The sequence below is a fragment of the Sphingobacteriia bacterium genome, from assembly GCA_017304685.1.
GTDB lineage: Bacteria > Pseudomonadota > Alphaproteobacteria > Rickettsiales > 33-17 > JAFKLR01.
In genome coordinates this window covers 413,705-437,350 of sequence record JAFKLR010000003.1, presented here as the reverse complement: position 1 = coordinate 437,350, position 23,646 = coordinate 413,705, and the positions used below count along the sequence as shown (strand labels likewise).

The 23,646-nt window shown below is 29.0% G+C and carries 24 protein-coding genes and 1 tRNA gene; 11 read left to right on the top strand and 14 right to left on the bottom strand.

Annotated features, from left to right (window positions below; genetic code table 11):
* Nucleotides 1–26: 26 nt before the first annotated feature.
* The 3 genes from radA to J0H68_02040 form a co-directional block, all read right to left on the bottom strand.
* Complete coding sequence (gene radA / locus J0H68_02050) at nt 27–1,391, bottom strand: DNA repair protein RadA (GenBank protein MBN8827472.1); 1,365 nt, start codon at nt 1,389–1,391, stop codon at nt 27–29.
* Nucleotides 1,392–1,478: 87 nt separating this feature from the next.
* Nucleotides 1,479–2,663 carry a hypothetical protein gene (locus J0H68_02045; GenBank protein MBN8827471.1) on the bottom strand — a complete coding sequence of 395 codons (1,185 nt, stop codon included), beginning with the start codon at nt 2,661–2,663 and terminating at the stop codon, nt 1,479–1,481.
* A 224-nt stretch (nt 2,664–2,887) separates the two neighbouring features.
* The gene (locus J0H68_02040) at nt 2,888–3,892 is read right to left on the bottom strand and encodes a hypothetical protein (protein MBN8827470.1); all 1,005 of its coding nucleotides are present in this window, start codon (nt 3,890–3,892) and stop codon (nt 2,888–2,890) included.
* A gap of 210 nt (nt 3,893–4,102) precedes the next feature.
* Here J0H68_02040 and J0H68_02035 point away from each other — a divergent pair, with 210 nt between their 5' ends.
* The gene (locus J0H68_02035) at nt 4,103–4,708 is read left to right on the top strand and encodes a hypothetical protein (GenBank protein ID MBN8827469.1); all 606 of its coding nucleotides are present in this window, start codon (nt 4,103–4,105) and stop codon (nt 4,706–4,708) included.
* A gap of 36 nt (nt 4,709–4,744) precedes the next feature.
* Here J0H68_02035 and J0H68_02030 read toward each other — a convergent pair whose 3' ends face one another.
* Both J0H68_02030 and J0H68_02025 read right to left on the bottom strand, forming a co-directional pair.
* A complete protein-coding gene (locus tag J0H68_02030; GenBank protein MBN8827468.1) occupies nt 4,745–5,305 on the bottom strand; it encodes a demethoxyubiquinone hydroxylase family protein in 561 nt (186 codons plus the stop codon).
* Complete coding sequence (locus J0H68_02025; protein MBN8827467.1) at nt 5,271–5,753, bottom strand: disulfide bond formation protein B; 483 nt, start codon at nt 5,751–5,753, stop codon at nt 5,271–5,273. Before J0H68_02025 ends, J0H68_02030 begins: the two co-directional genes overlap by 35 nt.
* 41 nt (nt 5,754–5,794) lie before the next feature.
* On the opposite strand from J0H68_02025, the gene J0H68_02020 reads away from it, so the two are divergent.
* Nucleotides 5,795–7,372 carry a lysine--tRNA ligase gene (locus tag J0H68_02020; protein ID MBN8827466.1) on the top strand — a complete coding sequence of 526 codons (1,578 nt, stop codon included), beginning with the start codon at nt 5,795–5,797 and terminating at the stop codon, nt 7,370–7,372.
* A gap of 77 nt (nt 7,373–7,449) precedes the next feature.
* On the opposite strand, the gene J0H68_02015 is transcribed toward J0H68_02020, so the two are convergent.
* The 5 genes from J0H68_02015 to J0H68_01995 all read right to left on the bottom strand — a co-directional run bounded on the left by J0H68_02015 (nt 7,450) and on the right by J0H68_01995 (nt 12,099).
* A complete protein-coding gene (locus tag J0H68_02015; GenBank protein ID MBN8827465.1) occupies nt 7,450–8,409 on the bottom strand; it encodes a hypothetical protein in 960 nt (319 codons plus the stop codon).
* Between the two features lie 307 nt (nt 8,410–8,716).
* Nucleotides 8,717–9,631: a hypothetical protein gene (locus tag J0H68_02010; GenBank protein MBN8827464.1), complete on the bottom strand. Its 915-nt coding sequence runs from the start codon at nt 9,629–9,631 to the stop codon at nt 8,717–8,719.
* A gap of 171 nt (nt 9,632–9,802) precedes the next feature.
* Nucleotides 9,803–10,807 carry a porphobilinogen synthase gene (hemB, locus tag J0H68_02005; protein MBN8827463.1) on the bottom strand — a complete coding sequence of 335 codons (1,005 nt, stop codon included), beginning with the start codon at nt 10,805–10,807 and terminating at the stop codon, nt 9,803–9,805.
* 13 nt (nt 10,808–10,820) lie between these two features.
* On the bottom strand, nt 10,821–11,531 hold the full coding sequence (gene pyrF, locus J0H68_02000; GenBank protein MBN8827462.1) for an orotidine-5'-phosphate decarboxylase: 711 nt from the start codon (nt 11,529–11,531) through the stop codon (nt 10,821–10,823).
* A gap of 97 nt (nt 11,532–11,628) precedes the next feature.
* Nucleotides 11,629–12,099, bottom strand: a complete 471-nt coding sequence (locus J0H68_01995; protein ID MBN8827461.1) for a nucleoside deaminase — start codon at nt 12,097–12,099, stop codon at nt 11,629–11,631.
* Nucleotides 12,100–12,202: 103 nt separating this feature from the next.
* On the opposite strand from J0H68_01995, the gene J0H68_01990 reads away from it, so the two are divergent.
* From J0H68_01990 to grxC, 3 genes are all read left to right on the top strand, one after another.
* On the top strand, nt 12,203–12,937 hold the full coding sequence (locus J0H68_01990) for a 3-deoxy-manno-octulosonate cytidylyltransferase (protein MBN8827460.1): 735 nt from the start codon (nt 12,203–12,205) through the stop codon (nt 12,935–12,937).
* A 199-nt stretch (nt 12,938–13,136) separates the two neighbouring features.
* Nucleotides 13,137–14,195 (top strand): hypothetical protein, encoded by a 1,059-nt coding sequence (locus J0H68_01985; protein ID MBN8827459.1) that lies wholly within the window; start codon nt 13,137–13,139, stop codon nt 14,193–14,195.
* A gap of 66 nt (nt 14,196–14,261) precedes the next feature.
* Nucleotides 14,262–14,525 carry a glutaredoxin 3 gene (gene grxC / locus J0H68_01980; protein ID MBN8827458.1) on the top strand — a complete coding sequence of 88 codons (264 nt, stop codon included), beginning with the start codon at nt 14,262–14,264 and terminating at the stop codon, nt 14,523–14,525.
* Nucleotides 14,526–14,531: 6 nt separating this feature from the next.
* Here grxC and J0H68_01975 read toward each other — a convergent pair.
* Nucleotides 14,532–14,608, bottom strand: a tRNA-Pro gene (locus tag J0H68_01975).
* Nucleotides 14,609–14,669: 61 nt separating this feature from the next.
* Between J0H68_01975 and J0H68_01970 the strand changes: the two genes are divergently transcribed.
* Together J0H68_01970 and J0H68_01965 are read left to right on the top strand one after the other, a co-directional pair.
* Nucleotides 14,670–15,572, top strand: a complete 903-nt coding sequence (locus J0H68_01970) for an aspartate carbamoyltransferase catalytic subunit (GenBank protein ID MBN8827457.1) — start codon at nt 14,670–14,672, stop codon at nt 15,570–15,572.
* A 5-nt stretch (nt 15,573–15,577) separates the two neighbouring features.
* The gene (locus tag J0H68_01965) at nt 15,578–16,903 is read left to right on the top strand and encodes a dihydroorotase (GenBank protein ID MBN8827456.1); all 1,326 of its coding nucleotides are present in this window, start codon (nt 15,578–15,580) and stop codon (nt 16,901–16,903) included.
* A gap of 51 nt (nt 16,904–16,954) precedes the next feature.
* Here the strand turns inward: J0H68_01965 and J0H68_01960 are convergent, their stop codons facing one another.
* Nucleotides 16,955–18,022: a type IV pilus twitching motility protein PilT gene (locus J0H68_01960; GenBank protein MBN8827455.1), complete on the bottom strand. Its 1,068-nt coding sequence runs from the start codon at nt 18,020–18,022 to the stop codon at nt 16,955–16,957.
* A gap of 12 nt (nt 18,023–18,034) precedes the next feature.
* Nucleotides 18,035–18,937: a tetratricopeptide repeat protein gene (locus tag J0H68_01955; GenBank protein ID MBN8827454.1), complete on the bottom strand. Its 903-nt coding sequence runs from the start codon at nt 18,935–18,937 to the stop codon at nt 18,035–18,037.
* Between the two features lie 52 nt (nt 18,938–18,989).
* Between J0H68_01955 and J0H68_01950 the strand changes: the two genes are divergently transcribed.
* The 4 genes from J0H68_01950 to J0H68_01935 all read left to right on the top strand — a co-directional run bounded on the left by J0H68_01950 (nt 18,990) and on the right by J0H68_01935 (nt 22,197).
* Nucleotides 18,990–20,105, top strand: a complete 1,116-nt coding sequence (locus J0H68_01950; GenBank protein ID MBN8827453.1) for a quinone-dependent dihydroorotate dehydrogenase — start codon at nt 18,990–18,992, stop codon at nt 20,103–20,105.
* Between the two features lie 143 nt (nt 20,106–20,248).
* Nucleotides 20,249–20,710, top strand: a complete 462-nt coding sequence (locus tag J0H68_01945; protein MBN8827452.1) for a hypothetical protein — start codon at nt 20,249–20,251, stop codon at nt 20,708–20,710.
* Between the two features lie 67 nt (nt 20,711–20,777).
* Nucleotides 20,778–21,338, top strand: coding sequence for a hypothetical protein (locus tag J0H68_01940; protein MBN8827451.1), 561 nt, complete (start codon nt 20,778–20,780; stop codon nt 21,336–21,338).
* A gap of 196 nt (nt 21,339–21,534) precedes the next feature.
* On the top strand, nt 21,535–22,197 hold the full coding sequence (locus tag J0H68_01935) for a hypothetical protein (GenBank protein MBN8827450.1): 663 nt from the start codon (nt 21,535–21,537) through the stop codon (nt 22,195–22,197).
* 59 nt (nt 22,198–22,256) lie between these two features.
* On the opposite strand, the gene J0H68_01930 is transcribed toward J0H68_01935, so the two are convergent.
* Nucleotides 22,257–23,480: a hypothetical protein gene (locus tag J0H68_01930; protein ID MBN8827449.1), complete on the bottom strand. Its 1,224-nt coding sequence runs from the start codon at nt 23,478–23,480 to the stop codon at nt 22,257–22,259.
* Nucleotides 23,481–23,646: the final 166 nt, after the last annotated feature.

Genomic DNA, 23,646 nt, shown 5'->3' with positions numbered 1-23,646 from the left:
TAAAATATGCACGTTTAATTATTGCTTTAGTACATTGCCTCTTTAAGCTGCTTAATGTGTTTTAAAACTGAAAAATTATCTTGCTTTTGAACATCCTTGCCTGCATATGGCATTATTACTTTATTAAATCCAAGCCTTAAAGCTTCTTTAATTCTAGCATCACTTTGAGACACTTGCCTAATTTCACCTGATAAGCCAACTTCACCAAAAATAACTGTATCTTGTGCAATTGGAACATTTGTTGCTGCGGAAATAAGTGCTGCAGCAACTGCTAAATCAGCCGCAGGTTCATTAATTTTAAGTCCACCTGTAATATTTAAATAAACTTCTTTATCAGTTAAATTAAGACCAAAGCGAGTTGCAAGAACTGCAATAATCATCGCTAATCTATTTTGATCCCAACCTACAACTGCACGTCTTGGTGTTGCCATAAAGGTTGGAGCAACTAAAGCTTGAATTTCTGCTAGAATAGGCCGAGTTCCTTCAATACCTGCAAAAATTGCTGCACCACTTACATTATTTGCTCTATCGCTTAAAAATAAAGCCGATGGATTTGAAACTTCTTTAAGCCCCAAATCACACATTTCAAAAACACCTATTTCATTAATGCCACCAAAACGATTTTTTACAGCACGTAGAATTCTAAATTGATGCCCTCTTTCACCTTCAAAATAAAGAACTGTATCAACCATATGTTCTAAAACCTTTGGCCCTGCGATTTGACCTTCTTTTGTAACGTGACCTACAATTAAAAGAATAATATTTAATTCTTTTGCAAGACGAATTAATTCATGAGCGCATGCTCTTACTTGTGCTACAGTTCCTGGAGCAGATGGAAGCTCATCAATAAACATGGTTTGAATAGAATCAATAACTGCAACTTGAACTCCTTCCTCCGAACGAATTGTGCTTATAATATTTTGTAAATTGGTTGCAGCAAGCATTTTGATAGGTGCATTTTCCACTTCAAGCCTTACGGCTCTTAATGAAATTTGCGATAATGATTCCTCACCTGAAACATATGCAGAATTAATTCCTTTATTTGCAAGATGCGCTAACAATTGAAGAAGTAATGTTGATTTACCAATACCAGGATCACCACCAATTAAAATTGCAGAACCTGGAACTAAACCACCACCTAATACTTGATCAAGTTCATTAATGTTTGTTTTAATGCGAAAAGCATCTTTAACATCACCACTTAATTTTTCAAATTTTAGAGCTAAACCATTAGTATTTGCAGCTCCTTTTATTTTAGAAAAACTTTCAGATTTTTGGGTTAATTGCTCAACGAATGTGTTCCATTCTCCACAATCCTCACATTTACCCATCCATTTATTTGACACTGCGCCACAAGCTTGGCATACATATTCTGTTTTTGGTTTAGCCATAGGTTTTAAAATACAATTTATTTAGTTATTATCCAATTAAAAGATAATGGTACAACTACTACATATCAATATGTTTATTGAATAAAATCACAAAGATTTTGTATAAATATTTTCGCATTCCACCTCTTTAACATATTTAATAAACCGCTTTATTAATTCATGTTCTAAAAAACTGTTGGAACCTAAATGGTCATTTGATATTTCCAGTATTCTAGAATTTATTAAAACCTGTTTATTTTCAAAAAATATTGTAGTACCTATAACAGAATTTTCATTATTATCTGACATAAATTTATTGATATTTGTTAAATAAATCTTTTTAAAACTTTCCGGAAGTAATGCAAATTTCTTATGAATATCAATTTGAGTATTTGCAACAGATTTATTCATTTTTCTATAATTTATAATATTTTTATCTATGTTATAAATATGGTCATTAAAGTGAAGTTCTAAATCAGATCCTTTAGTTAATGTTTGTGTCAATAGAGCAAATTTAACTACATATATAAAAGATAATATTTCGTCATATTTATAATCCTCAAAATCGTCTTTCAATTTTTTTGAAGGTGCTTCATCATAAACAGGATATTTTCTATCCTTTATTATCTCAGTACCAATACATATAGTAAGTATTGCACCCGTAATAGCTAATATTCTACCTAATATCTTACTATTTATAAATATTAAAGGGAGACAAAAAATAATAAAACTTGCTACCAATATTCTGGAACGCGTTTGATTATTTTCTTGCCAAATTATTATTTCTCTATGTTCATGAGTATTACGCAAAATTCGAATTTCATTATCAACATCCTGTTTTTTTTTAGATATTACTTCTTTTGAATATTTATCAAAAAGTTTTTCTAACCTATTAATAATCTTACTTACAAAAATATCACTGTCTTTATTTCCACTGCATTTAATCTTTAAAAACTCCTTAATATCTTCCCTATCAATCACTTTATAACCATAAAAATCTTTTACTATTCCTCGCTCTTTAAGCCCATCACGTGGAACGAATTTTCTAATGTCCCATAGTAGCTGAATTAATATAGTATTATCGTAAGATGATTGTTGTAATCTATATTCAAGAAAGTTATGTATTTCGATCCAACTATACAATTTTATAAATTCCAAATTATAAATATCTTTTTTTAAATGCATTTTGAGATCAGCCAATATACATTTACCAAATTCAATCAAAAAATCGTTCACATCCCTATTATTATAAAAACCCGTTAGCTTATGTGCATCAATAAATTTTTGTAACATTACAAAACACCTAATAATTAATTCTAAAACCTTAATTTTAATAAAGAAATTTAGACACTTTATCAACTATAAGTTATAGCATTTAATATTAGCTTACCGTAAGTAAAATCGAATTTATAAATGAAATGCTGGATAGATTTTGATCAGTTTTTAGTTTGGTCGCAGGTTTTAATAAAAAAAGGCAGTAATATCTACTGCCTTTTAATGTCGTTAGCTATAGCAAATTACACTGTAAAGCTAAACGTAGCTTGATCTTTTAATGGTACACCATCTTCCTCAGCAAAAACTTCCACAGCTTTTTTAAGGTTTTGAAGGTTAATTTTATCAACAAATGAAGTAGATTTTTTTATTTCTTCATTTATTGCGCAATTTAAATCTATCCAAAAATTAAATTTATCATTTTTAGAATAAAGATAATAAGCCTTAGGATATGTCATAAATGCTATATTTTTATCTAATTCTAAAAATAAATCATCTAAATTAGTAATAGTGCTTGATGATATTTCAGGTATATTACTATCACCTTCTTTTTTTATAACTTTTTCTGCTATAAAAATTGGTGATAAAACTGAAGAAATATGCGGATTAGAATATTTACTTTGCTTATCTCTAAGCACGCTCCACTTTGAAAATGCAACTAAACCAGCAATTACACTTAATGCAAATATTCCATTAATCCAGTTTGCCCCTATCCCCGTGTCTTTAAAAACGTTAATTTTAAACATTATTTGAACAGCGTACCCTGCAAAAAATAATGCAGACATATCAAATAAATGTGTATTAGGGTTTGTCTTTAAATACTCAACATAATTTTTATAATTTTTATCACTTCCCATCATAAAATTATGCATTTGTTTTGCATAGCTTATAAATTCTTTTAAATCTTTCTCATCTAAAGCTTTATCTGAAATGTTTTTAGTTAAGTCTACCCATTTCTTAAGTAATTTTTCTTCTTCAATCGGGTCATTTCTTATTATAGCTAGAGTAAAATCTTTTATGAAACCTTTTAAATAAATTAAAGAATCATTATCATTAATTAATAGAGCCAAATCAGCATTTAATTTAGGGAAATAATCTTTAATTTGATCAATAAATTTTTTATTATCAATTTTCTTTTCAAAATCTATTTTACCATCTTTACCAATATAATCTTTTAGTAAATTAACTAAATTTATTAAATTTTTTTCTAAAGATTGTTTCTTAACTTCATTAAATAGCTGCTTTGGCATTCTAACCTCTAATTAAAACTTATAAGGTAAAATAATACAAATTTATTAATAGATTGTCAATAAATTCTTAAAGCTCATGATTTAAGTAATTAATTCAAGACTTTATTACTAAATTAAATTTAATGATAAATTAAGTTTCTATATTTTTATTTACCTTTAATTAACTAGCTGTTAAACTTGATATATATATCATACAAATCAGAGGTTTATATGCAGAATATATTTTTAAGTGGTTATTTATTAGGCAATGTTTACAAAAATTTAGGTATAAATTACCAATATATCGACTATTTAAGCTATAATTCATATGAAGACCTTAAAAAAGACGTTAAAGGTGAGTATAATGTAGCAATTGGCTACAGTTTAGGAGGTAGAATCCTTTTAAGGCTTATTTCTGAAGGACATATTAAGGTTAAAAAGCTTTATATCGTAGGTGCGCCTTATTACGTTCATTCAACTCCTGATTTTCCATATGGAATGAAAGTTAAAACTTTCAGGAACTTACGCCATTTAATTACAGGAATTCCTGAAATAATTTTTAATTCGGTTTTAAAACTACTTTATAATGTTAAGCTTGTTCCAAGCCCAAATTGGTCACGTGAAAAAATAAAGTACTGGTACGGGTTTTTAGCAGAATACTTTCCTATCAAAACCCCTTACCCTGAAACTATAATTATTCATGGTAAAAAAGATTTTATTGTGGATTTTAAAAACGCGACTTATTTACAAAAGAAACTTAAAGCTAAATTAATTCCACTTGATACTGGACATATTATATTTCCAAGTAGACTTAAAAAATTTATAAAAGAATTTTAATAAGACGTTTCAATAATTAAAGTAGCGGGAATAAATTTAAAATCTTTCCGCTACTTTAATTGCTATTTTACTAGTGATTTTTATAACTGATGTTAAAATGGAATAGCCTATAGTCTCGCGTGAACCACTTGCAATTGCCTCATTATGGTGTTCAAGTTCTTCTTCTCTAAATTGCTTAATTTTATCAGCAAGGTCTGGTTCTTCTTCACCTAAATCCTCTAATTGATTTGCATAATGTTCTTGAATAACATCTTCCACCGCTTCTGTACAAGCCATCGCAGCTTTTTCGCCCATAAGAGCAGTAACACTTCCCATCAAATAACCGCCAATATGCCAAAATGGTGAAAGTAAGCTTGGCCTTACTTCACGTTTACGCATTTCGTTCTCAAAATATTCAAGATGTTTTAATTCCTGATTTGCCATATGAGTAATTTTACGATGCCCTTTGAGAACCGCAAGTTGACCATCATAAATACGCTTAGCACCAAATTCCCCTGCATGATTCACTCTAAGAATTCTTGCAATTTTTTCTTCTGGTTTTAAATCGCCTGGTAAATAATTATTAAATGGATTCTTTTTCAGTAGTTTCTTTTCCATAAGTATATATCCCAAGTAAAAACATAATTAAGCTAAAGAAAAAGTTAATTTCTGCAAAAGAAAAACCAAGCATTGCATATTGCTTTGTACTGCAATCTTCAGGTAAGAGTTGCATTATATCATCAATATTAATTGGAGTAGCACATGAAAAGATTGGATCAATAACTCTGTTTTCAAGTAACACATTATATCCTGCAACGACAACTGAACCTAATATTAGCAGAGTCATTATAACAATTTTAAGTTTCCTATTTTTAAATGTAAGAAATAAAGCAGGACATAACGCTATTGCCAAATATATATACCTTTGAATTAAACATAAGGAGCAAGGTTTAAGGTGATCAATATATTGAGCATAGAAAGAATAAGATAAGGCAACTAAAGAAGAAGCCCATAATAAAAATACATAATATTTAGATAAAGATTTAGTTTGCATGTAGACCATCATTTTTGTAAATTAATAAAAATTTCTATATGGATTATATAATTATGACAAATTTACAAGATTATGCAAATAAAAGCAACGCTTGGCCGTTTTTAGAAGCAAAAAGAATAATGGAGCGCATTAATAATAAAACTCCTAGTAAAGGACATGTGCTCTTTGAAATGGGTTATGGACCTTCAGGTTTACCCCATTTAGGTACGTTTGGTGAAGCCTGCAGAACTACTTTCGTTAGAAAAGCTTTTGAATTACTTTACCCTGGAATACCAACAAAATTCTATGCCTTTTCTGATGATATGGATGGACTTAGAAAAGTTCCTGATAATATACCAAATAAGGAAATGGTTCGTGAGCATTTAGGAAAACCTCTTACTTCAATCCCTGATCCTTTTGGTACACATGAAAGTTTTGGCGCTCATATGAATTCAAGACTTAAACAATTCCTTGATAATTTTGGTTTTGAATATGAATATAAAAGTGCTACTGAATGCTATAAATCAGGTCAATTTGATGAAATGCTTTTAAATGTTTTAAAACATTTCGATAAAATTATGGAAGTAATGTTACCAACTCTTGGAGAAGAAAGACAAGCAACTTACAGCCCTATTCTTCCAATTTGCCCAGAAACAGGTTTAGTTTTACAAGTTCCAATTTTAGAAAGAAATATAGAAAAAGGTACAATTAAATTTAAAACAACAAGCGGGCAAGAAATTGAACAAAGTATTTTTGGTGGAAAAGCTAAATTACAATGGAAAGCTGATTGGGCAATGCGTTGGTGTGCACTTGATGTTGATTACGAAATGCATGGTAAAGATTTAATTCCAACCGCTGAGCTTTCAACTAAAATTACTAATGTTTTAGGATATAAAGAACCGATTTTATATAAATATGAACTTTTCCTTGATGAAAAAGGTCAGAAAATATCTAAATCTAAGGGTAACGGTCTTAGCATGGATGATTGGTTAAAATATGCTCCTAAAGAAAGCTTAGCATTATATTTATATCAATCTCCAAATAAAGCTAAAAAACTTTTCTTCGATGTAATTCCAAAACAAATGGATGAGTATTTAATTTATTTAAATAAATTTGAAGAAGCTTCAAGCGAAGAAAAATTAAATAACCCTGTTTGGCATGTGCATGGTGGTAAAGTTCCATCTCCTGAAAAACATAATATTAATTTTAGTTTATTATTAAACTTAGTTGGTGTTTGTAACCCAGATGATGATTCAGTGTTATGGGGTTTTATTTCAAAATATGCACCTGGCTTAACACCTGAAAAAGCTCCACTTTTAGCATCAATGGCAAAATTTGCTATTAAATATTATAATGATTTTATTAAACCTAATAAAAAATATAAAGCTCCTAACGAAGAAGATAAAACTTTATTAAATAATTTTATTGAATCTCTTAACAGTCTTCCTGAAAATTCAAGCGCGGAAGATATTCAGAATAAATTATATGATTTCTGTCGTGAACAAAATATTGAGACTAAAACTTTCTTTATAGCTTTATATAATTTACTACTTGGTCAAGAACAAGGGCCACGTTGGGGATCTTTTATTGCACTTTATGGTATAAAAAATACTATAGAGAAAGCTAAAAAAGCTTTAAATGGAGAAATGTAAACTCAGTTTATTTTGTAACTGTAAAAAAAGGCAGGTTGTTTTATCAACCTGCCTTTTTTTATAAAATAAAATATAAGTTATGATCTACTTTTATTCATTGTACTTACGTCAGGTCTGCTTACCGCTTTGATAGATTCGGCAATTAATCTACGTGAAGTTTTTAGAGTTGGGATGAATGATCCACCACGAGTTGCTTTTGCATCAACTACAGCTTCACTAAATAATTTTGTTGTACCCGCACCTAAAACTGTAGCACCAGCATATGCTGCAGCTTTACCACCTTTTTTAACTAAGTTACTAACTGTTGCTTGGTTAGTTAAATTTTGAAGTTGTACCGGTAATTTTGGAATAACATAATTTGCTGCTAAATTAACACCAGAGTCAACAGCATTATTAAGTGCCGTACCAAAATTTTTGTTAAAATAACGGATTGCAAAATTATTTAAAAACCTACCTGCTCTTGGTAACAAGAAATATGCTAACGCCGCACCAACAGCTAGGAATGCTGCTCTAAATAAATATTGTTTCCCGAAATCCTTAAAATTAGGTGACTTTAATAAATCTTTTGCTGCTTTTTCTTTCTTGAGTTCTTTGTGTTGTTCTACTGCTTCTTTTCTAATATTATCAACTTGTGAAGTTACATCGTTTCCTTTATTAGGAAGTGTAATCTCAATTGCATATTTAAATTTATCTAAAAGATCTTTGTGAGTAGCGCTACTTTTAAAATTCCTGCCTAATAAAAATTTTAAAGCATTTCCATTTTTTATAGAAGATTGTGATTTATAAGCAGCCCAACCACCAATATTATTATCTTTATTAAAATCATCCTTTGTATAAACAAAGGAAATTAACTCATCTGTATCATCAACAGTTAATGTTATATTAACATCATCTAATGTACATTTGAACTTAATATCATCATTATTCTCATCTTTAATAGCTTCATATTTTTTTTTAAAAAATGAACCTTTATTTATCATAGGAACAATAAAATGTTCATCATTTTCTTCAACATACACGAACTTTACTTTACTCATAATAATTTATAACAACCTCTTAAATTTATTATTCGAATAAACCATCTTCAAATTTATTCGTTCATTATTATAAGAATATAAAAGTTAAATACAATAGATATTATTAACACAAAATAAATTTATTTACTTGCAAAAAAATATGATTCGCATTGGTGCAATAACTAAATAATAAGTTAAATAACCAATATTTTTTGTGTAAACATCTAATTTCTTTGCTTATACAAAGAGTTTTATAAATGAAATAATTATAAATAAAAAAAAGGCAGTTTATTTAGTAAACTGCCTTTTTAAAAATTAAGATAGAAAATTATTTTCTAACTATAGCTTCATTAGGCCTACTTATAGCATTTGAACAAAATGCTGATAATCTATGTGTAGTTTTTATATTAGGAATGAAAGCTGAATAATCACCTCCAGCTGTTCTTATTGAAGCCTCAACAACCATTGGTGCTGCTCCTGCTCCTAAAACTGTTCCACCTGCATAAGCAGCGACTTTACCACCTTTTTTAAATAAACTACTAACTGTTGCTTGGTTAGTTAAATTTTGAAGTTGTACCGGTAATTTTGGAGTAACGTAATTTGCTGCTATATTAACACCAGAGTCAACCACATTATTAAGTGCCGCTCCAACATTTGTGTTAAAATAACGGATTGCTAAATTATTTAAAAACCTACCTGCTCTTGGTAATAAGAAATAAGTTAATGTAGCACCAATAGCTAGATTTATAGCTTTAAATAAATATTGTTTACCTAATTTTTCAAAATTAAATGGCTCAGATAAATCTTCAAACGCATTTGCTTTCTTTAGCTCTTTATGTTTTTTTACCGCTTCTTTTCTAACATTATTAACTTGTGAGGTTACATCGTAATTACCTACTGGAGGTGTAATTTCAATATCTGAAATAGAAGTTAAAAGATCCTGATAAGTTGCACTGCTTTCAAAATTTCTAACTAATAAATATTTAAATATATTTTTAAGTAATTGAAGAAATTCTTTTTCATCAGAAGGTTGTTTAATGGCAGCCATACCACCAATATTATTATTTTTATCAAAATCAGAACGACTATATACTGTTTCAACAAAATGATCTTTTGATACAGGTTCTAACTTACCGTTTACGAGGTTGCATTCAATTGCAACTTTCTTATGATTTTCATGTTTTATAATATAATGTTGATTTGTTTGTGAATTATTAGTATATATGTAACTTACTCTTCCCATAATTACCTCTTAATTTTTTTATTTAAATAAATTATATTTCAAATTTATCCTTTCATCATTATAGTTATATAAAAGTTAAAATCAATAGATATTATTAATACAAAATAAACATATGCACTTCTAAGAAAATTTGATATTTATAAATAAACAATTTGCAATAAAATTAAGAAATTAATAACTTTTAAGTAAATAAGCTACTTCTTTAGCTGCATAGGTAAAAATACTTTTAGCACCTGCTCTTTTTATGGAAATTAATGTTTCAAAAATTGCATTATCATAATTAATTAAGCCGTGCGCACTTGCAAGTTTTAAAAGGGCATATTCACTACTTACATGATAGGCAAATACAGGAATTGGGAAATTATCGCTAATGGATTTTATAATATCCAAATAATGCACTGCCGGCTTTACCATAACAATGTCAGCTCCTTCTTGAATATCTAAAGCTACTTCTCTTAATGCTTCTTTAGAATTTGCAGGGTCCATTTGATAAGTTTCTTTAGTACTTTTTCCTAGGTTTTTTCCTGAACCCACAGCATCTCTGAATGCGGAATAAAAACTTGAGGCATATTTTGCCGCATAAGAAAGAATAACAGTATTTAAAAAACCATTGTAATCAAGGGATTCTCTTATAGTTCCTATTCTACCATCCATCATATCGGATGGCGCCACAATATCGCATCCAGCTTCTGCAAGTAGGATTGCTTGGCGACATAAAATTTCTATAGTTTTATCATTATCAACTTCGCCTCTATCATTAAGAATACCGTCATGACCATGAGTAGTATATGGATCTAAGGCTATGTCACAAATAACTACTAATTCCGGAAAGTGATTTTTAATAATCTCTACCGCTCTTACGACTAAAGTATTTTGGTTAATAGCCTCTAACCCATTTTCATCTTTTAATGAAGGATCAATGTTAGGAAATAAAGCAATTGCATTAATCCCTAAATCTATCGCTTCATTTAATTCCTGTAGAAGAGTATCAATTGAATATCTAAAAGTTCCTGGCATTGATGGAATCGGTTGCTTTTCATTTTTACCATCAATAATAAATACTGGCCAAATTAAATCATTAACACTTAAGTTAGTTTCCCTAACTAAATTTCTAATAGGATATGACTGTCTTAATCTTCTTAAACGTGTATTTGGAAAGGAAGCTAAATAGTTCATATATATCTCTAACTTATAATGTTTTTAAAATATTTTGAAGCGCTTGTTTAGGATTTTCATTTGCTAAAATTGGTCTACCAATTACCATATAGTTACATCCTTTTTCTAATGCTTCTTTTGGTGTTAAAGTGCGTTTCTGATCATTGCTTTCACTGCCTACTGGCCTTATTCCTGGAGTTACAATTAAAATATCTTTACCGAATTTTTCTCTTATAATTTCAATTTCGCGAGGTGAACAAACTACCCCATCGGCGCCATTTTTAATTGCAGTTTCAGTTAATTTCATTACTATATCTTGAACATTTCCATTATAACCAATTTCTATCAAATCATTCTCTTGCATGCTAGTTAAAATTGTAACTGCAAGTATGTTAGTCTTAAAGCTAGTTTTAGCTTCTTTTTCCTTTGCAATGTTTACTGCTGCTTTTATCATTTCAGCACCACCTTGAGCGTGGATTGTTGTTAAAAAAGGTTTTACATTAAGCGCATAGTCTAAAGCTTTTGCTACAGTATTTGGAATATCATGAAATTTAAGATCTAAAAATAATGGTAAGTTAAATTTTTCATTTATTTCTTTTACTTTAAGAGCCCCATATCCATTCCAAAATTCAAGCCCAAGTTTAATTCCGCCTAAATCTTGATGTAAATTATTAACAGCTTCAATTACCTGTTCATCATTTAAATTATCTAATGCTAAAAGGACTGGGTTTTTAGGTAAAGACATAAAATTTATCCTATTAAATTTGCCTTTACTTATACTTTTTTCTATTTTGTTAATCAAGGAATAAAAAGTTATAAAACCTTTTAATATATATAATCATTTAATCTCTTAATTTCTCAAAAAAACTTTTTAATAATTCTTTTGATTCTTCTTCCATTAATCCACCGTAAATTTCTGGTTTATGATGTGTGGAAGATGAATTATAAATAATAGGACCATTCTCAACGCCACCACATTTTTTATCAAAAGCACCAAAATAAAGTCGTTTTATTTTTGAAAGTGAAATGGCATAAGCGCACATTGGGCAAGGTTCTAAACTTACATACAAATCTAGCTCATTTAGGTATTTATTACCGATAACATTACATGCTTTATTTATAGCAATTATTTCAGCATGCAAAATTGCATTTTTACCATGTTCGCTAAAATTAATTCCTTCAGAAATAATTGTATTAGTTTTAGGGTCTACAATAACCGCTCCAACAGGCACTTCATTTTTTTTATACGCTTCTTTTGCAAGCTCTAACGCTCTTTGCATAAATTGGTTATTTTTCATAGAACTTGGAAGCATTAAGTACCTTTAAATTTATTTTTACATAAAATATATATATACATGTATATATATACATATATATATTTCAATCGATAAAATTTAGTAAAATTGAGATAATCATATGACAGATACCATTGTAATTATACCTTCACGTCTAGCCGCAACCAGACTTCCGAATAAACCTCTTCTCGATATTGCAGGAAAACCTATGATAGTGCATATGTGGGAAAAGGCTGTTAAAGCAAGTAATTTTGAAGTTTATGTAGCTGCAGGTGATGAGGATATTGTAAAACTTATTGAAAGCAAAGGCGGCAAGGCAATTCTAACTGACCCTAATCTTCCAAGTGGGACTGATAGAATTTATGAGGCCCTTACAAAAATAGACCCAGAAGGTAAGTTTAAATATATAATCAACCTACAAGGTGACATGCCAAATTTTGATTCAAATATTTTAAATGAAGCGCTTCAAGTATTAAAGAATTCTAATAGTGATATTGGAACTTTATGTGCTGAAATTACGGAAGAAGAAGCTAAAAAGACAAGTGTTGTAAAACCTGTTTTTAGTGAAATTAAAAATAATTTTGCGAAAGCTTTATATTTTTCAAGAAGCCTTGTACCCTTCGGTTCAGAAAAATTTTATCATCACTTAGGAATTTATTCATTTACAAGAGATGCTTTAACAAAATTTGTAAACCTTCCCCCTTCAAAACTTGAATTACAAGAAAAATTGGAACAGTTAAGAGCACTTGAAAATGGTATGACTATAGGCATTGGAATTACTAAATACATACCAATATCGGTGGATACCCCTGAAGATCTTGAATATGCTAGAAAAATGATGTCCAATAATTTATGAGTGGTATATTACAAAAGGGGGAATGATTCGTAGATTAATATGCATTTATGCATTTGAATTGTATGAATTTTAAAAAGAAATATTTAAAAATCATTTGTACAATCGCTTAAATTATAAAAAAACAATTAACATTAAGTTAACATTATGTTATATTATACTACCTTTTCAAAAAACCTTGTAAAGAAATATAGTAAACTAAATGGTAAAAATGAGAAATGATTTAGAAAAAGCTAAATTATTTGTTTATAAAAAGAGGTTCAACCTCCCTTTCCCTTATAAAATTAATGTTACTAGGCTTCAAGCTGCAAGTAAAATACCGGTTATTGACTTAGAAACAATTGTAAAACAAAATAAAAATAATAGTTTTTATTTAAAAATTAAAGAAAATCAGTTTATTGATGTCACACCTTTTATTGATAAACAAAAATTTAATTTAAAAAATTGGGTGTTTTATACAATAAAGTTTGAATTAAGAAGAATTTTCAGTTCTTCAGTTAGTAAGTTTTTAAGCAATATATTTAATGGAAGCGTTTTAATAATATCAAATTTTCTTTTTAATAAACTAAACATTTCTAAAAACAAATTTCCATTTTATTTAATTGTTAGCAATTCTATTATTGGATGGACTTTTAAAAATTTTATAACCGATAATTTTATCAGTCCTTATAAAAATAATATTAGAAGTAAAACTTTAAGAATAGAGACTAGTTTATTTAGAGAAACAGTAGAAATAATCACAAATAAATTTATTTACTCATTACCCTCTTTACGGACTCTTGTTTATTATCCAATTGAAAATATTATTTATTTTACAATATTAGATAAATTTTATTATAAAAACTCAAAATCTATTACAAATCTTTTGAAAGACAATATTTTTAAAACTTTCACTAAAAAATATAATTATAATATCTCTAAAATATCTTTAATTTTAAGTTTTTCACTTAACCTTTTAAATATTGGATTTCAAACATTTTTAAATCGTAAAATAATTGATGCAAAAATTGATAATATTGTATCGGATACTTTATATGCTCCTTTTGATTTTAGAGATAAGCAAATAACAAAATTGCAAAATTTAGCGGATCAACTAAAAAATGATGAACCTATTAAAAGGCCAAAGGATTTTAATTACACTTCATCTCAATTTTATGAATTTTTAAATAATGATATGAGATCGTTGTATTATAATAGCAAATTTAGAAAAAAAGCAGAGCTTAATCATTCACAACGTATAGCTATCGTTAATAAAATTTAAGATAGCCTTTAAGACGTTTATAGTTTATAAATTGCCATATAAACCCTTTATATAGGAGTGTGATTAATGAAAAACGTTATAATATATACTAAAGATTATTGCCCATATTGCGTTAAAGCTATGCAATTACTTAAAATGAAAAATGTAAGTAATATTCAAGAAATTGACATTACTAATGATACTAACCTACAAGAAGAAATGCTTGCAAAAGCAAATGGTCGTAGAACCGTTCCGCAAATCTTTATCGGCGATACCCATGTTGGTGGCTGTGATGATTTGTATGCTTTGAATGAAAAAGGAGAATTAGATAAGCTACTTAGTAGCGCTTAAATTTAATGGTCGGGGCAGAGAGATTCGAACTCCCGACCCTCTGGTCCCAAACCAGATGCGCTACCAGGCTGCGCTATGCCCCGAAAACCGTGTTTGTGTATACCTTATATAATATATTTTGTCAAATTAAAATTTTGTTTGTTTATGATAAAACCACGTCATCTAATTTCGATTGCTCAATTAACCAAGGAAGATATTGAGAATATCACCAATTTAGCTAAAGAATTTAAAAAAAATAAAAGATCCAATAACTTAAAAGAAAGAAATGTTGCAACTATATTTTTTGAAGAATCAACTCGTACCAGAACCTCTTTTGAACTTGCCGCGCATAATTTAGGAGCCTATGTAATTCATCTTGATGTTGGAAAATCGTCAGTTAGTAAAGGTGAAACTATAATTGATACTATTAATACCCTAAATGCTATGGATATCGATTACTTTGTTATAAGACATAATCAAAGTGGTATACTTAACCTTGTAACTCCTTACGTCAAAGGACATATAATTAATGCTGGTGATGGTTGCAATGAGCACCCAAGCCAAGCCTTGCTTGATTATTTTACAATGATCGATAATATAAATGATATTAAAGGCAAAACTATTTCAATCGTAGGTGATATTTTACATAGTCGTGTTGCGAGATCTAATATTAAACTTTTAAATAAATTTGGCGCTAAAGTTAGATTAGTTGGTCCAAGAACCCTTTTACCTATTCACGAAAGCGCTGAATTTACATGTTATGACAGTTTAAAAGACGGCATTAAAGATGCAGACATTGTAATGATGCTTAGAATTCAATTAGAAAGAATGGAAAAGAAATTTATTCCTTCTCTTAATGATTATAAAAAATTATATCAATTAAATAGTAATACTATTGAATATGCTCATAAAGATGCTTTAATAATGCACCCTGGACCGATAAATAGAGGTATTGAAATTTCTGATGAAATGTTTGATTGGCCAAAAAAAGTTGTATTAAAGCAAGTTGAAAATGGAATTTATGTAAGACAAGCAATATTTAGTTATCTTGAAGGGAATAATAGGTAATTTTCATGACTCAAAAGTTTTTTAATCGTAATTCTAATAAAAATAATAAGTTATTATTTAATGCACGAATTATTGACCCTAAATCTCGTAGCGATTTTAAGGGCGGTATATTAATTGAAAATGGTTTAATTAAAGATTTTGGCCCTCACCTATTAAATTTTAATAATGTTTCAGATCAATTTGAAAAAATTGATTGTAAAGGACATCTATTAACACCAGGTCTAATTGATATTCAAGTTCATTTTCGTGAACCAGGTGTTACACATAAAGAAAATATACTAAGTGGCAGCAAATCTTCGGTTGCAGGTGGAATTACACGCGTAGTGTGTCAACCTAACACCAAACCCGTAATAGATTCAAAAACTGTAATGGATATAATTAAAGATAAAGCTAGAGAAGCTTATTGTCATATTCATGTCTACGCTGCAATTAGTAAAAACATGGAAGGAAATGAACTTTCTGATATGGCAATGCTTGCAGAAAATGGAGCAGTTGGTTTTACCGATGATGGTTTGCCAGTAATGAACTCTCTTTTAATGCGTAGAGCATTTGAATATGCACGAAGCTTAAATAAACCTATTGTTCAACATGCTGAAGATTTACAATTATCTCAAGGCGGTTGTATTAATGAAGGAAAAGTTTCATTTGAACTTGGCGTTACTGGTATTCCTAATATTTCTGAATCAGCAATGGTTGCTCGCGACCTTCAAATTCTTGAACTTACAGGTGGACATTATCATGTATTACATGTTTCTACTAAAGAATCATTAGAACTAATTAAGCTAGCTAAACAAAAAGGTTTAAACGTAACTTGTGAAGTAGCACCTCATCATTTTTTACTTAATGATGAAGCTGTTTTAACTTATGGCACTAATGCAAAAATGAACCCACCATTAAGGTCAGAAGCTGATAGACTTGCCCTTATTAAAGGACTTAAAGATGGAATATTTGATGCAATAGCTACAGATCATGCACCACATGATTTAGAAAGTAAAAATAAACCACTTTCTGAAGCTACATTTGGAATAGTTGGCATGGAAACTATGCTACCACTTTCGTTAGAGTTATATCATAATTATGGTATGGATTTAACTGAAGTTTTAGCTCTTATGACAAACAAACCTGCAGAGGTTATACAAATTGATGCTGGTAGAATTGAAAAAGGTAAAATTGCTGATTTAACTTTAATTGATCTTGATAAAGAATGGGTAATTGAAACAAATAATTTCCACTCAAAGTCTAAAAACTCACCTTTTGACGGTAGAAAAGTTAAAGGTAGAGCAATAAAAACCTTCGTTAACGGCGAAATGGTTTACGAATTAGAAATTTAAGAAATTTCGTAAAAATATATTTCAGAAAAGTGATGGTATAGTTTAAGCAAATTAAAATATACTATCACTTCTTTTCTGTTGCGCATTATCATCACCCTGATTAAGAGCAAGCATAGCTGATTCTTTTGTAATCAACCCACTATTTAAGTGTGCAGTCACGCTATCTTTCATCAATTGCATACCAAGGTTACCACCTACTTGCATAGCAGAGAAAATTTGTGGAATTTTACCTTCACGTATGAGGTTCCTAATACCAGAATTTGCAATTAAAACTTCATGCGCTGCCACTCTACTTTGCTCATCGGCAGTTCTTATTAATTGTTGTGTAATTACCGCTTCAATAGAATTTGAAAGCATAACTCTTATAAGAGCTTTTTCTTCAGGTGGAAATACGTCAATAATCCTATCTATTGTTTGTGGAGCAGAACTTGTATGTAGAGTGCCGATTACTAAGTGTCCGGTTTCAGCAGCAGTCATTGCAAGACGAATTGTTTCTAAATCACGCATCTCACCAACCATAATAATATCAGGATCTTCACGTAAAGCGCTTTTAAGAGCACGCGCAAATGATCTACTGTGAGCGCCTACTTCCCTTTGGTTAATTAAACATCTATCTGATTTATGAACAAATTCTATTGGATCTTCTACAGTCAAAATATGTTTACTGAAATATTTATTTATATAATGAATGAGAGCCGCTACTGTAGTTGTTTTACCACTTCCTGTAGGACCTGTTACTAAAATTAAACCTTTATGTAGAGCTGCAATTTTTTCCATAACTTTAGGAGCTTTAACTTGCTCAAGAGTTAAAATCTCACTATTAATAAGTCTAATTGCCGCAGCAGGACCATTATTATCGTGATAGGCATTTATTCTGAATCTTCCTAAACCTTCAACAGAATAAGCAAAATCAATTTCCCATTCTTTTTCAAAATTTGCTTTTTGCTCATCTGTCATTACATTTACAATAATTTCTTTGACTTGCTCGGTAGTTAAAGGATTAACTCTTAAAAACCTTATTTCTCCATTAACTCTAAGAATTGGTGGATGATTTGAAGACAAATGAATGTCTGAAGCAAATTGCTTACGAGCATTATCAACTAAATCGTTTAGATTCATTATATATCCCTCTTATTGTACTTTTTCACTGCTTAAATTATTTATTCTAGAACGCACTTCATGAAAACCTACATTAGCTTTATAACCCGAATTTAAAGCTTGAATGATTTTATTGTAGATAATCATTGCATTATTCTTTTGACCTAATTTTTCATATAAGAAACCAATATTATATACATAATCTAAATTATTAGGCTCAAGCTTATTTGCTTTTTTATAATATTTAATAGCTATTTCTTCTTTACCTTGCCTTTGATAAATGCTTGCAATTTGTGCAGGAATAGCACCTGTTGTTGGCTCTGCCGCTTCAAGTCTTCTTAAAGCATTTAAAGCTGCATCGGGTTTTTCAAGACTTACAATTGCAAGAAAATTATTTAAAGCGAGTTTATTACTTGGATGAGCTTCAAGGATTTGTACATAATATTGTTTAGCTTGCTCAAACTGTCCTAATTTGTGGTGTACAACTGCAACGCCAAATAATATTTCATCGTTTTTAGGATCTAATTTATGAGCTTGCTCATAAAAAGTTAAAGCTACTTCATAATGACCCATATTAAATGCTTCATAAGCATCTTGTATTAATTGTCCAATATCAGCTTTGTTTTCATTTGGTTCAATTACCAAATCTACGCCCGCTAAATCACTTTTAACCAGTATTTCCTTAGCTTTTTTATTCCCTTTACTTTGATCTTCTTTATTAATTAGTTCGACAGGCTTAACCTTTTTAACTCCCCTGCTTATGGTAACATGGTTATCCTCAATATCATCCATGTCATCTGCGTATTCTGAAATAAGATTATTGATAACTTTGTTATCATTTTTATCTAAATCATCATAAGCAAGAGGTTCCATATTGTAAAAAGCCACTATCAAACTCGTTGCTATAATAATTCTTTTATGATTATATGTGTTCATTACGAGTTACCTAAATTAGTTAAAATATTAATATTTATATAATATAACAAAAATGTTAAAATTTCAACCTTTTGAATTTCATTACAAAATTTTTGAAGGTTTATGCAGGAAAGTTCTATTCAAAATGGATGAAGAAGATGCTCATAATTTTGTAATTACGGCATTAAAAAATGAAACGGTAAAAGATTTTATTCCAAATTTTAAGATTAATTTTTCTAATCTTAATTCAAATGTATTTGGAATGGAGTTTAAAAATCCTATCGGGCTTGCAGCTGGATTTGATAAAAATGCTGAATGTATGAATAGCTTGGCAAAATTTGGCTTTGGTTTTCTTGAAGTAGGAACGGTTACTAAACTTCCTCAAATAGGAAATCCGAAACCTCGTATATTTAGATTGGTTGAAGATAAAGCTATAATAAACTTTTTAGGGTTTAATAATAGAGGATCAGAATTTTTCTCTGAAAATATTAGCCATTTATTTGAAGAAGTAGAAAATCTAAATTGCCGTTTAGGAATAAATATTGGTAAAAATAAAGATTCAAACGATGGAATTAAAGATTATATAGATCTTTTAGAAAAGTTTTATATATTTAGCGACTATATAACTATAAATATCTCCTCACCTAATACACCTGGGTTACGCGATATGCAACATGATTCTTCTTTTGATGAATTATTAGAAGCAATCTCAAATAAAAAACAAGAATTGATTAAAACCACCAAAACTACAAAACCTGTTTTAGTAAAAATCTCTCCCGATAACAGTCTTGAGCAATTAGAATTAATGGCAGAAAAAATATTAAAATACAAAATTGATGGTGTAATAATTAGTAACACTACTATTCAAGATAGAGAAAATTTAAACTCACCGAAAAAACTTGATAAAGGTGGGCTTAGTGGAAAACCTTTATTCAATAGATCAACAACAACTTTAAGAGAATTCTATAAACTTACTGAAGGAAAAATACCTTTAATAGGTGCAGGTGGAGTATTCACTGCAGAAGATGCCTATACAAAAATTTTAAATGGCGCTTCTCTTGTTCAAATTTATACCGCTTTTATATATCAAGGTTTTAGCATTGTTAAACAACTAAATCAGGATCTTTCATATCTCTTACAAAAAAATGGTTTTAAAAATGTAAGTGAAGCCATTGGTAAAGGAATTTAAGGGTTTTAATGCACGTAAATTCCTTATATTAAGATTTTAAATTAATAAAAAGTTAAAAGCGGTAAAATTAAATAGTAAAATTTTAATTACATTCCTAATTTTTTGTTCTACTATAAATTTATACATAAAGTAGGAGGTAATTTATGAGCCTAATAAACTTAAAAGAACTCTCTATCCTTGGTTTCTTTACTGGGATTCTTTCTAGTAAAACTTATTTTTCTGATATTATAAAAGTCCCTAAATTTAAAGAAGAAGATTGGAAAAAACAGAAAATTGCTGAAGCTGGAAGAATTGGAATATTTTCATTAACCAGCGCTTCAATTTTTGCTATTAGCGGGTTTTTAATTAACCGCTCTATTGAATTACTTTTTTCTTCTCTTAAAATTAGTGTAATGCCCTTACTTAGCGCTTATCTTCTTAATGAATACGGAAAATTAATAAAAGATACGGAAAATAAAGACATCTCATTATTAAATACAATTAATGAAAATGCTGGGGGTAGCTATATAAATAAATATACTATAATTGGAGTCATATTAGGTTTAGGAGCAGATATTGCTTTTAGAAATAATATAAACTTCTCAGGTAGTAAACTAAGCAAATAAGTTTATTTGACAAATACTACTTAAAAGGTTATGTAGCGCTTATTAACTAACTTATGGTAATAAACTTATGATAATACAATTCCTAACTTTTGCTGCCTCTTCTGCAACAGGTTTATATATTTACAATAATACAGATGCAAAAAAGAATATTCAATCTAAAGACGAATCTAACCATTTATTTAAAACTGCTCTTTATACCTTTATGGGTGCAACACTTGCTGGTGTAGCTACTTTAGGAACATTAATGGGCTTACAATTATTATTTGTTTCACTTCCAGCTTCACTTTTCATGGGTAGCATTGGTAAAATGGTAGGACCAGTAGTAGCTTTAAGCAGTTTTGGCGATTGGTTAGGTGGTAAGGTTGATAAAAATAAATCTTCCTCTCAACATCATCATTTTTTTGATGATAGCGTAGTAGAAGCAGAACCTCCAAAAAGTAATAATTGGTGGAGAAAAACACTTGGTTTAACATTTGGTTTAGTTGGCGTAGCTATTGGTGGTTATTTAACCTATAAAGCAGGTGGTAAAGATGGAGGTATAACTAAATTATATGAAAATTTAACAAGTACCGCTAAAAACTTTAGATTACATAATCACCCCCACCACCATCATCATCATTCACGTTAATTATTTAAATGAAGGAATTTTATTATTCCTTCATTTTCTCTTATATTCCACTTAAGCCTATCTTTATCTAAGTTTTAATCAAATATTCAATACTTTATGTTAATACATAATTAACAATTGACAAATTATCAATAAATCGTTAAGTTAGCTTAATAGTTATTTATAATTAAATATAGGTGAAATATAGGTTAAATATATGTTAAAAAAAATTTTGTCTAAATTAGTAGGAGTAATAGGTGTAAAATTACCTTTTGCACTTTCTACCTTATGTGTTGCAGGAATTGAATTATCTATTTATCAGGACATTTTTAATAACTTGCAAGGCTCAGATCATTCTGCAAGAGAAGAAAATGAAACTGATTTACCTTTTTGGCAAGATTCTATAGCTTCAATAATTGCAGGATTCACTTCATTTATTGTAAGTTCAATTATTCAAAGTTCTATAATTTTCCTTGCAACAAGTGGTTATAATACTCTAGTACATGGCACTCCCTTAATTAACCCTTCATTAAAAGGTTTAAAATTAAATACTTTAGCACAAAAAGCATTTTCATCTTTTGCTCCGCTTTTAAGGCACTCAACATTAAAGTATGCAATTACGTACACTACTTTCGGAATAATTGGATCTTTTATAACACGAAAACCTGAAGTCGATTATGCTCAAGATATAGGAAATAAAAGGTTGAATAATGCCTATAATTTTGATACACACTTGAAAGATGCCACAGCGATTGGTGGTATGTTATCATTAATCTCAATATATTATTCAAAAAGAAGTACTTATGACGCTGTGAAAAAGTTTGTGGTTGGTAACACCCTTCCAAAACCATCACTATTTGAAGGTTTTTTGAAGCAATAAAAGATTTCGTTGTTAATAATCACATTCTAAAAATTTAGAAAATAAGAGAGTTATATAGCTTATAACTCTCTTATTTTCTCTAACATAGTTTGTTCGTTCTCAATAATTAGCCTTTGATCCCCTCTTACACTTTCATCATAAAAAACATAAGCATGGTTATTTGAAACCCCTTCAATTTTTTCTTTAAGAATAATGACTTCAATTTTTTCATCATTAAATATATTTGAAGCAAGAGCACCGAATCCTGGAATTATTGTGTCGTTATTATGATTATAAATATAAATCTTTTTAACCGGTAAACCTTCCTTTATTGCATCAACAACATTAATTTCCCATTTTAAAAATTTTGCTAAGTTAGAAAATAAACTTGCAAGCATCCAAGTAAGTGGATTATATTTTTGCTTTTGAAAATATTCCGGATTATTAGAAACATATTTAGCGAGTATTTTTCCTAATATAACTTCTGAGATTTTGGTAAATGATTTACTGATTAAAAGGCCGGAAAAATCTACATCCTTACCTATCACTTGGTTATTTAAATTTAAACCTTTAAAACTTTCAATAACTTTAACTGCATAAGCACCTAATGAATGAGAAAGAATAATTATGTTTTCAGGTTTATAACCGAGTTTACTTAAAATATAATATAAATGAGCTTGTCCTAGGCGAATTAGCTTTTGGTCATCCATACCTAAACTTAGTTTTGGTGGTTCAATCATATAATGATCAAAACTATCTAAACTTTTTGAATTTACAACAAGCGGACCATAGCATTTTATTGATGTTGCTAGACATTCAGCATTACCATCAAAAAACATAATTATTTTTCTATTAGCATTATCATTTTTTACATTTTTATTTTTTAAATATAATCCGCGTGAGTTTTCAACCCCAGCACCTTTTTTTAAATTTATTTCTTTTAATTCTACTTTATGAGTTAAACTTATATTTTTTATTTCCTCTCCATTTTGAGATATAATAATATTTTCATTCAATATAGCTTCAAGCTTTTTCCTAAATCTTAGATCATTTGTTTTATTTATTATTATCCGAAATAAAATAGGAAATTTTTCATTCACAAGTCTTAATATTCCAATAGGCATAGATGAAAATGAAACAAAAAATGCAAGAGGTAACCTAATAATACTTAATGGAAGGATTAAAGTTTTTTGTAATTTAGTAATTAGTGAAGGAGAGCCATTTACTAATATATCAGGTAAATTAATTAAAATTGATTCATAAGGAAGTTCATTAGCATTTTTAGAATATTTATGTTTTGCCATAAGATCTTTGATAAAAGTTAATTATTTAACTATGTTATCAAGTTTAGGTATTTACGTCAAATTAGTTTAAGCTTTATATCTTATATAATATATAATTGATTATTATTGTTTTTTATTTTAAATTCAGATAGTTTTACAAAAATAATCAAAATAATAATTTGTGGAA

Bases quoted from the DNA above. Each gene is read 5' to 3' on its own strand.
- radA (MBN8827472.1), bottom strand. From the start codon at position 1,391: ATGGCTAAACCAAAAACAGAATATGTATGCCAAGCTTGTGGCGCAGTG.
- J0H68_02045 (MBN8827471.1), bottom strand. From the start codon at position 2,663: ATGTTACAAAAATTTATTGATGCACATAAGCTAACGGGTTTTTATAAT.
- J0H68_02040 (MBN8827470.1), bottom strand. From the start codon at position 3,892: ATGCCAAAGCAGCTATTTAATGAAGTTAAGAAACAATCTTTAGAAAAA.
- J0H68_02035 (MBN8827469.1), top strand. From the start codon at position 4,103: ATGCAGAATATATTTTTAAGTGGTTATTTATTAGGCAATGTTTACAAA.
- J0H68_02030 (MBN8827468.1), bottom strand. From the start codon at position 5,305: ATGGAAAAGAAACTACTGAAAAAGAATCCATTTAATAATTATTTACCA.
- J0H68_02025 (MBN8827467.1), bottom strand. From the start codon at position 5,753: ATGATGGTCTACATGCAAACTAAATCTTTATCTAAATATTATGTATTT.
- J0H68_02020 (MBN8827466.1), top strand. From the start codon at position 5,795: ATGACAAATTTACAAGATTATGCAAATAAAAGCAACGCTTGGCCGTTT.
- J0H68_02015 (MBN8827465.1), bottom strand. From the start codon at position 8,409: ATGAGTAAAGTAAAGTTCGTGTATGTTGAAGAAAATGATGAACATTTT.
- J0H68_02010 (MBN8827464.1), bottom strand. From the start codon at position 9,631: ATGGGAAGAGTAAGTTACATATATACTAATAATTCACAAACAAATCAA.
- hemB (MBN8827463.1), bottom strand. From the start codon at position 10,807: ATGAACTATTTAGCTTCCTTTCCAAATACACGTTTAAGAAGATTAAGA.
- pyrF (MBN8827462.1), bottom strand. From the start codon at position 11,531: ATGTCTTTACCTAAAAACCCAGTCCTTTTAGCATTAGATAATTTAAAT.
- J0H68_01995 (MBN8827461.1), bottom strand. From the start codon at position 12,099: ATGCTTCCAAGTTCTATGAAAAATAACCAATTTATGCAAAGAGCGTTA.
- J0H68_01990 (MBN8827460.1), top strand. From the start codon at position 12,203: ATGACAGATACCATTGTAATTATACCTTCACGTCTAGCCGCAACCAGA.
- J0H68_01985 (MBN8827459.1), top strand. From the start codon at position 13,137: ATGGTAAAAATGAGAAATGATTTAGAAAAAGCTAAATTATTTGTTTAT.
- grxC (MBN8827458.1), top strand. From the start codon at position 14,262: ATGAAAAACGTTATAATATATACTAAAGATTATTGCCCATATTGCGTT.
- J0H68_01970 (MBN8827457.1), top strand. From the start codon at position 14,670: ATGATAAAACCACGTCATCTAATTTCGATTGCTCAATTAACCAAGGAA.
- J0H68_01965 (MBN8827456.1), top strand. From the start codon at position 15,578: ATGACTCAAAAGTTTTTTAATCGTAATTCTAATAAAAATAATAAGTTA.
- J0H68_01960 (MBN8827455.1), bottom strand. From the start codon at position 18,022: ATGAATCTAAACGATTTAGTTGATAATGCTCGTAAGCAATTTGCTTCA.
- J0H68_01955 (MBN8827454.1), bottom strand. From the start codon at position 18,937: ATGAACACATATAATCATAAAAGAATTATTATAGCAACGAGTTTGATA.
- J0H68_01950 (MBN8827453.1), top strand. From the start codon at position 18,990: ATGTTAAAATTTCAACCTTTTGAATTTCATTACAAAATTTTTGAAGGT.
- J0H68_01945 (MBN8827452.1), top strand. From the start codon at position 20,249: ATGAGCCTAATAAACTTAAAAGAACTCTCTATCCTTGGTTTCTTTACT.
- J0H68_01940 (MBN8827451.1), top strand. From the start codon at position 20,778: ATGATAATACAATTCCTAACTTTTGCTGCCTCTTCTGCAACAGGTTTA.
- J0H68_01935 (MBN8827450.1), top strand. From the start codon at position 21,535: ATGTTAAAAAAAATTTTGTCTAAATTAGTAGGAGTAATAGGTGTAAAA.
- J0H68_01930 (MBN8827449.1), bottom strand. From the start codon at position 23,480: ATGGCAAAACATAAATATTCTAAAAATGCTAATGAACTTCCTTATGAA.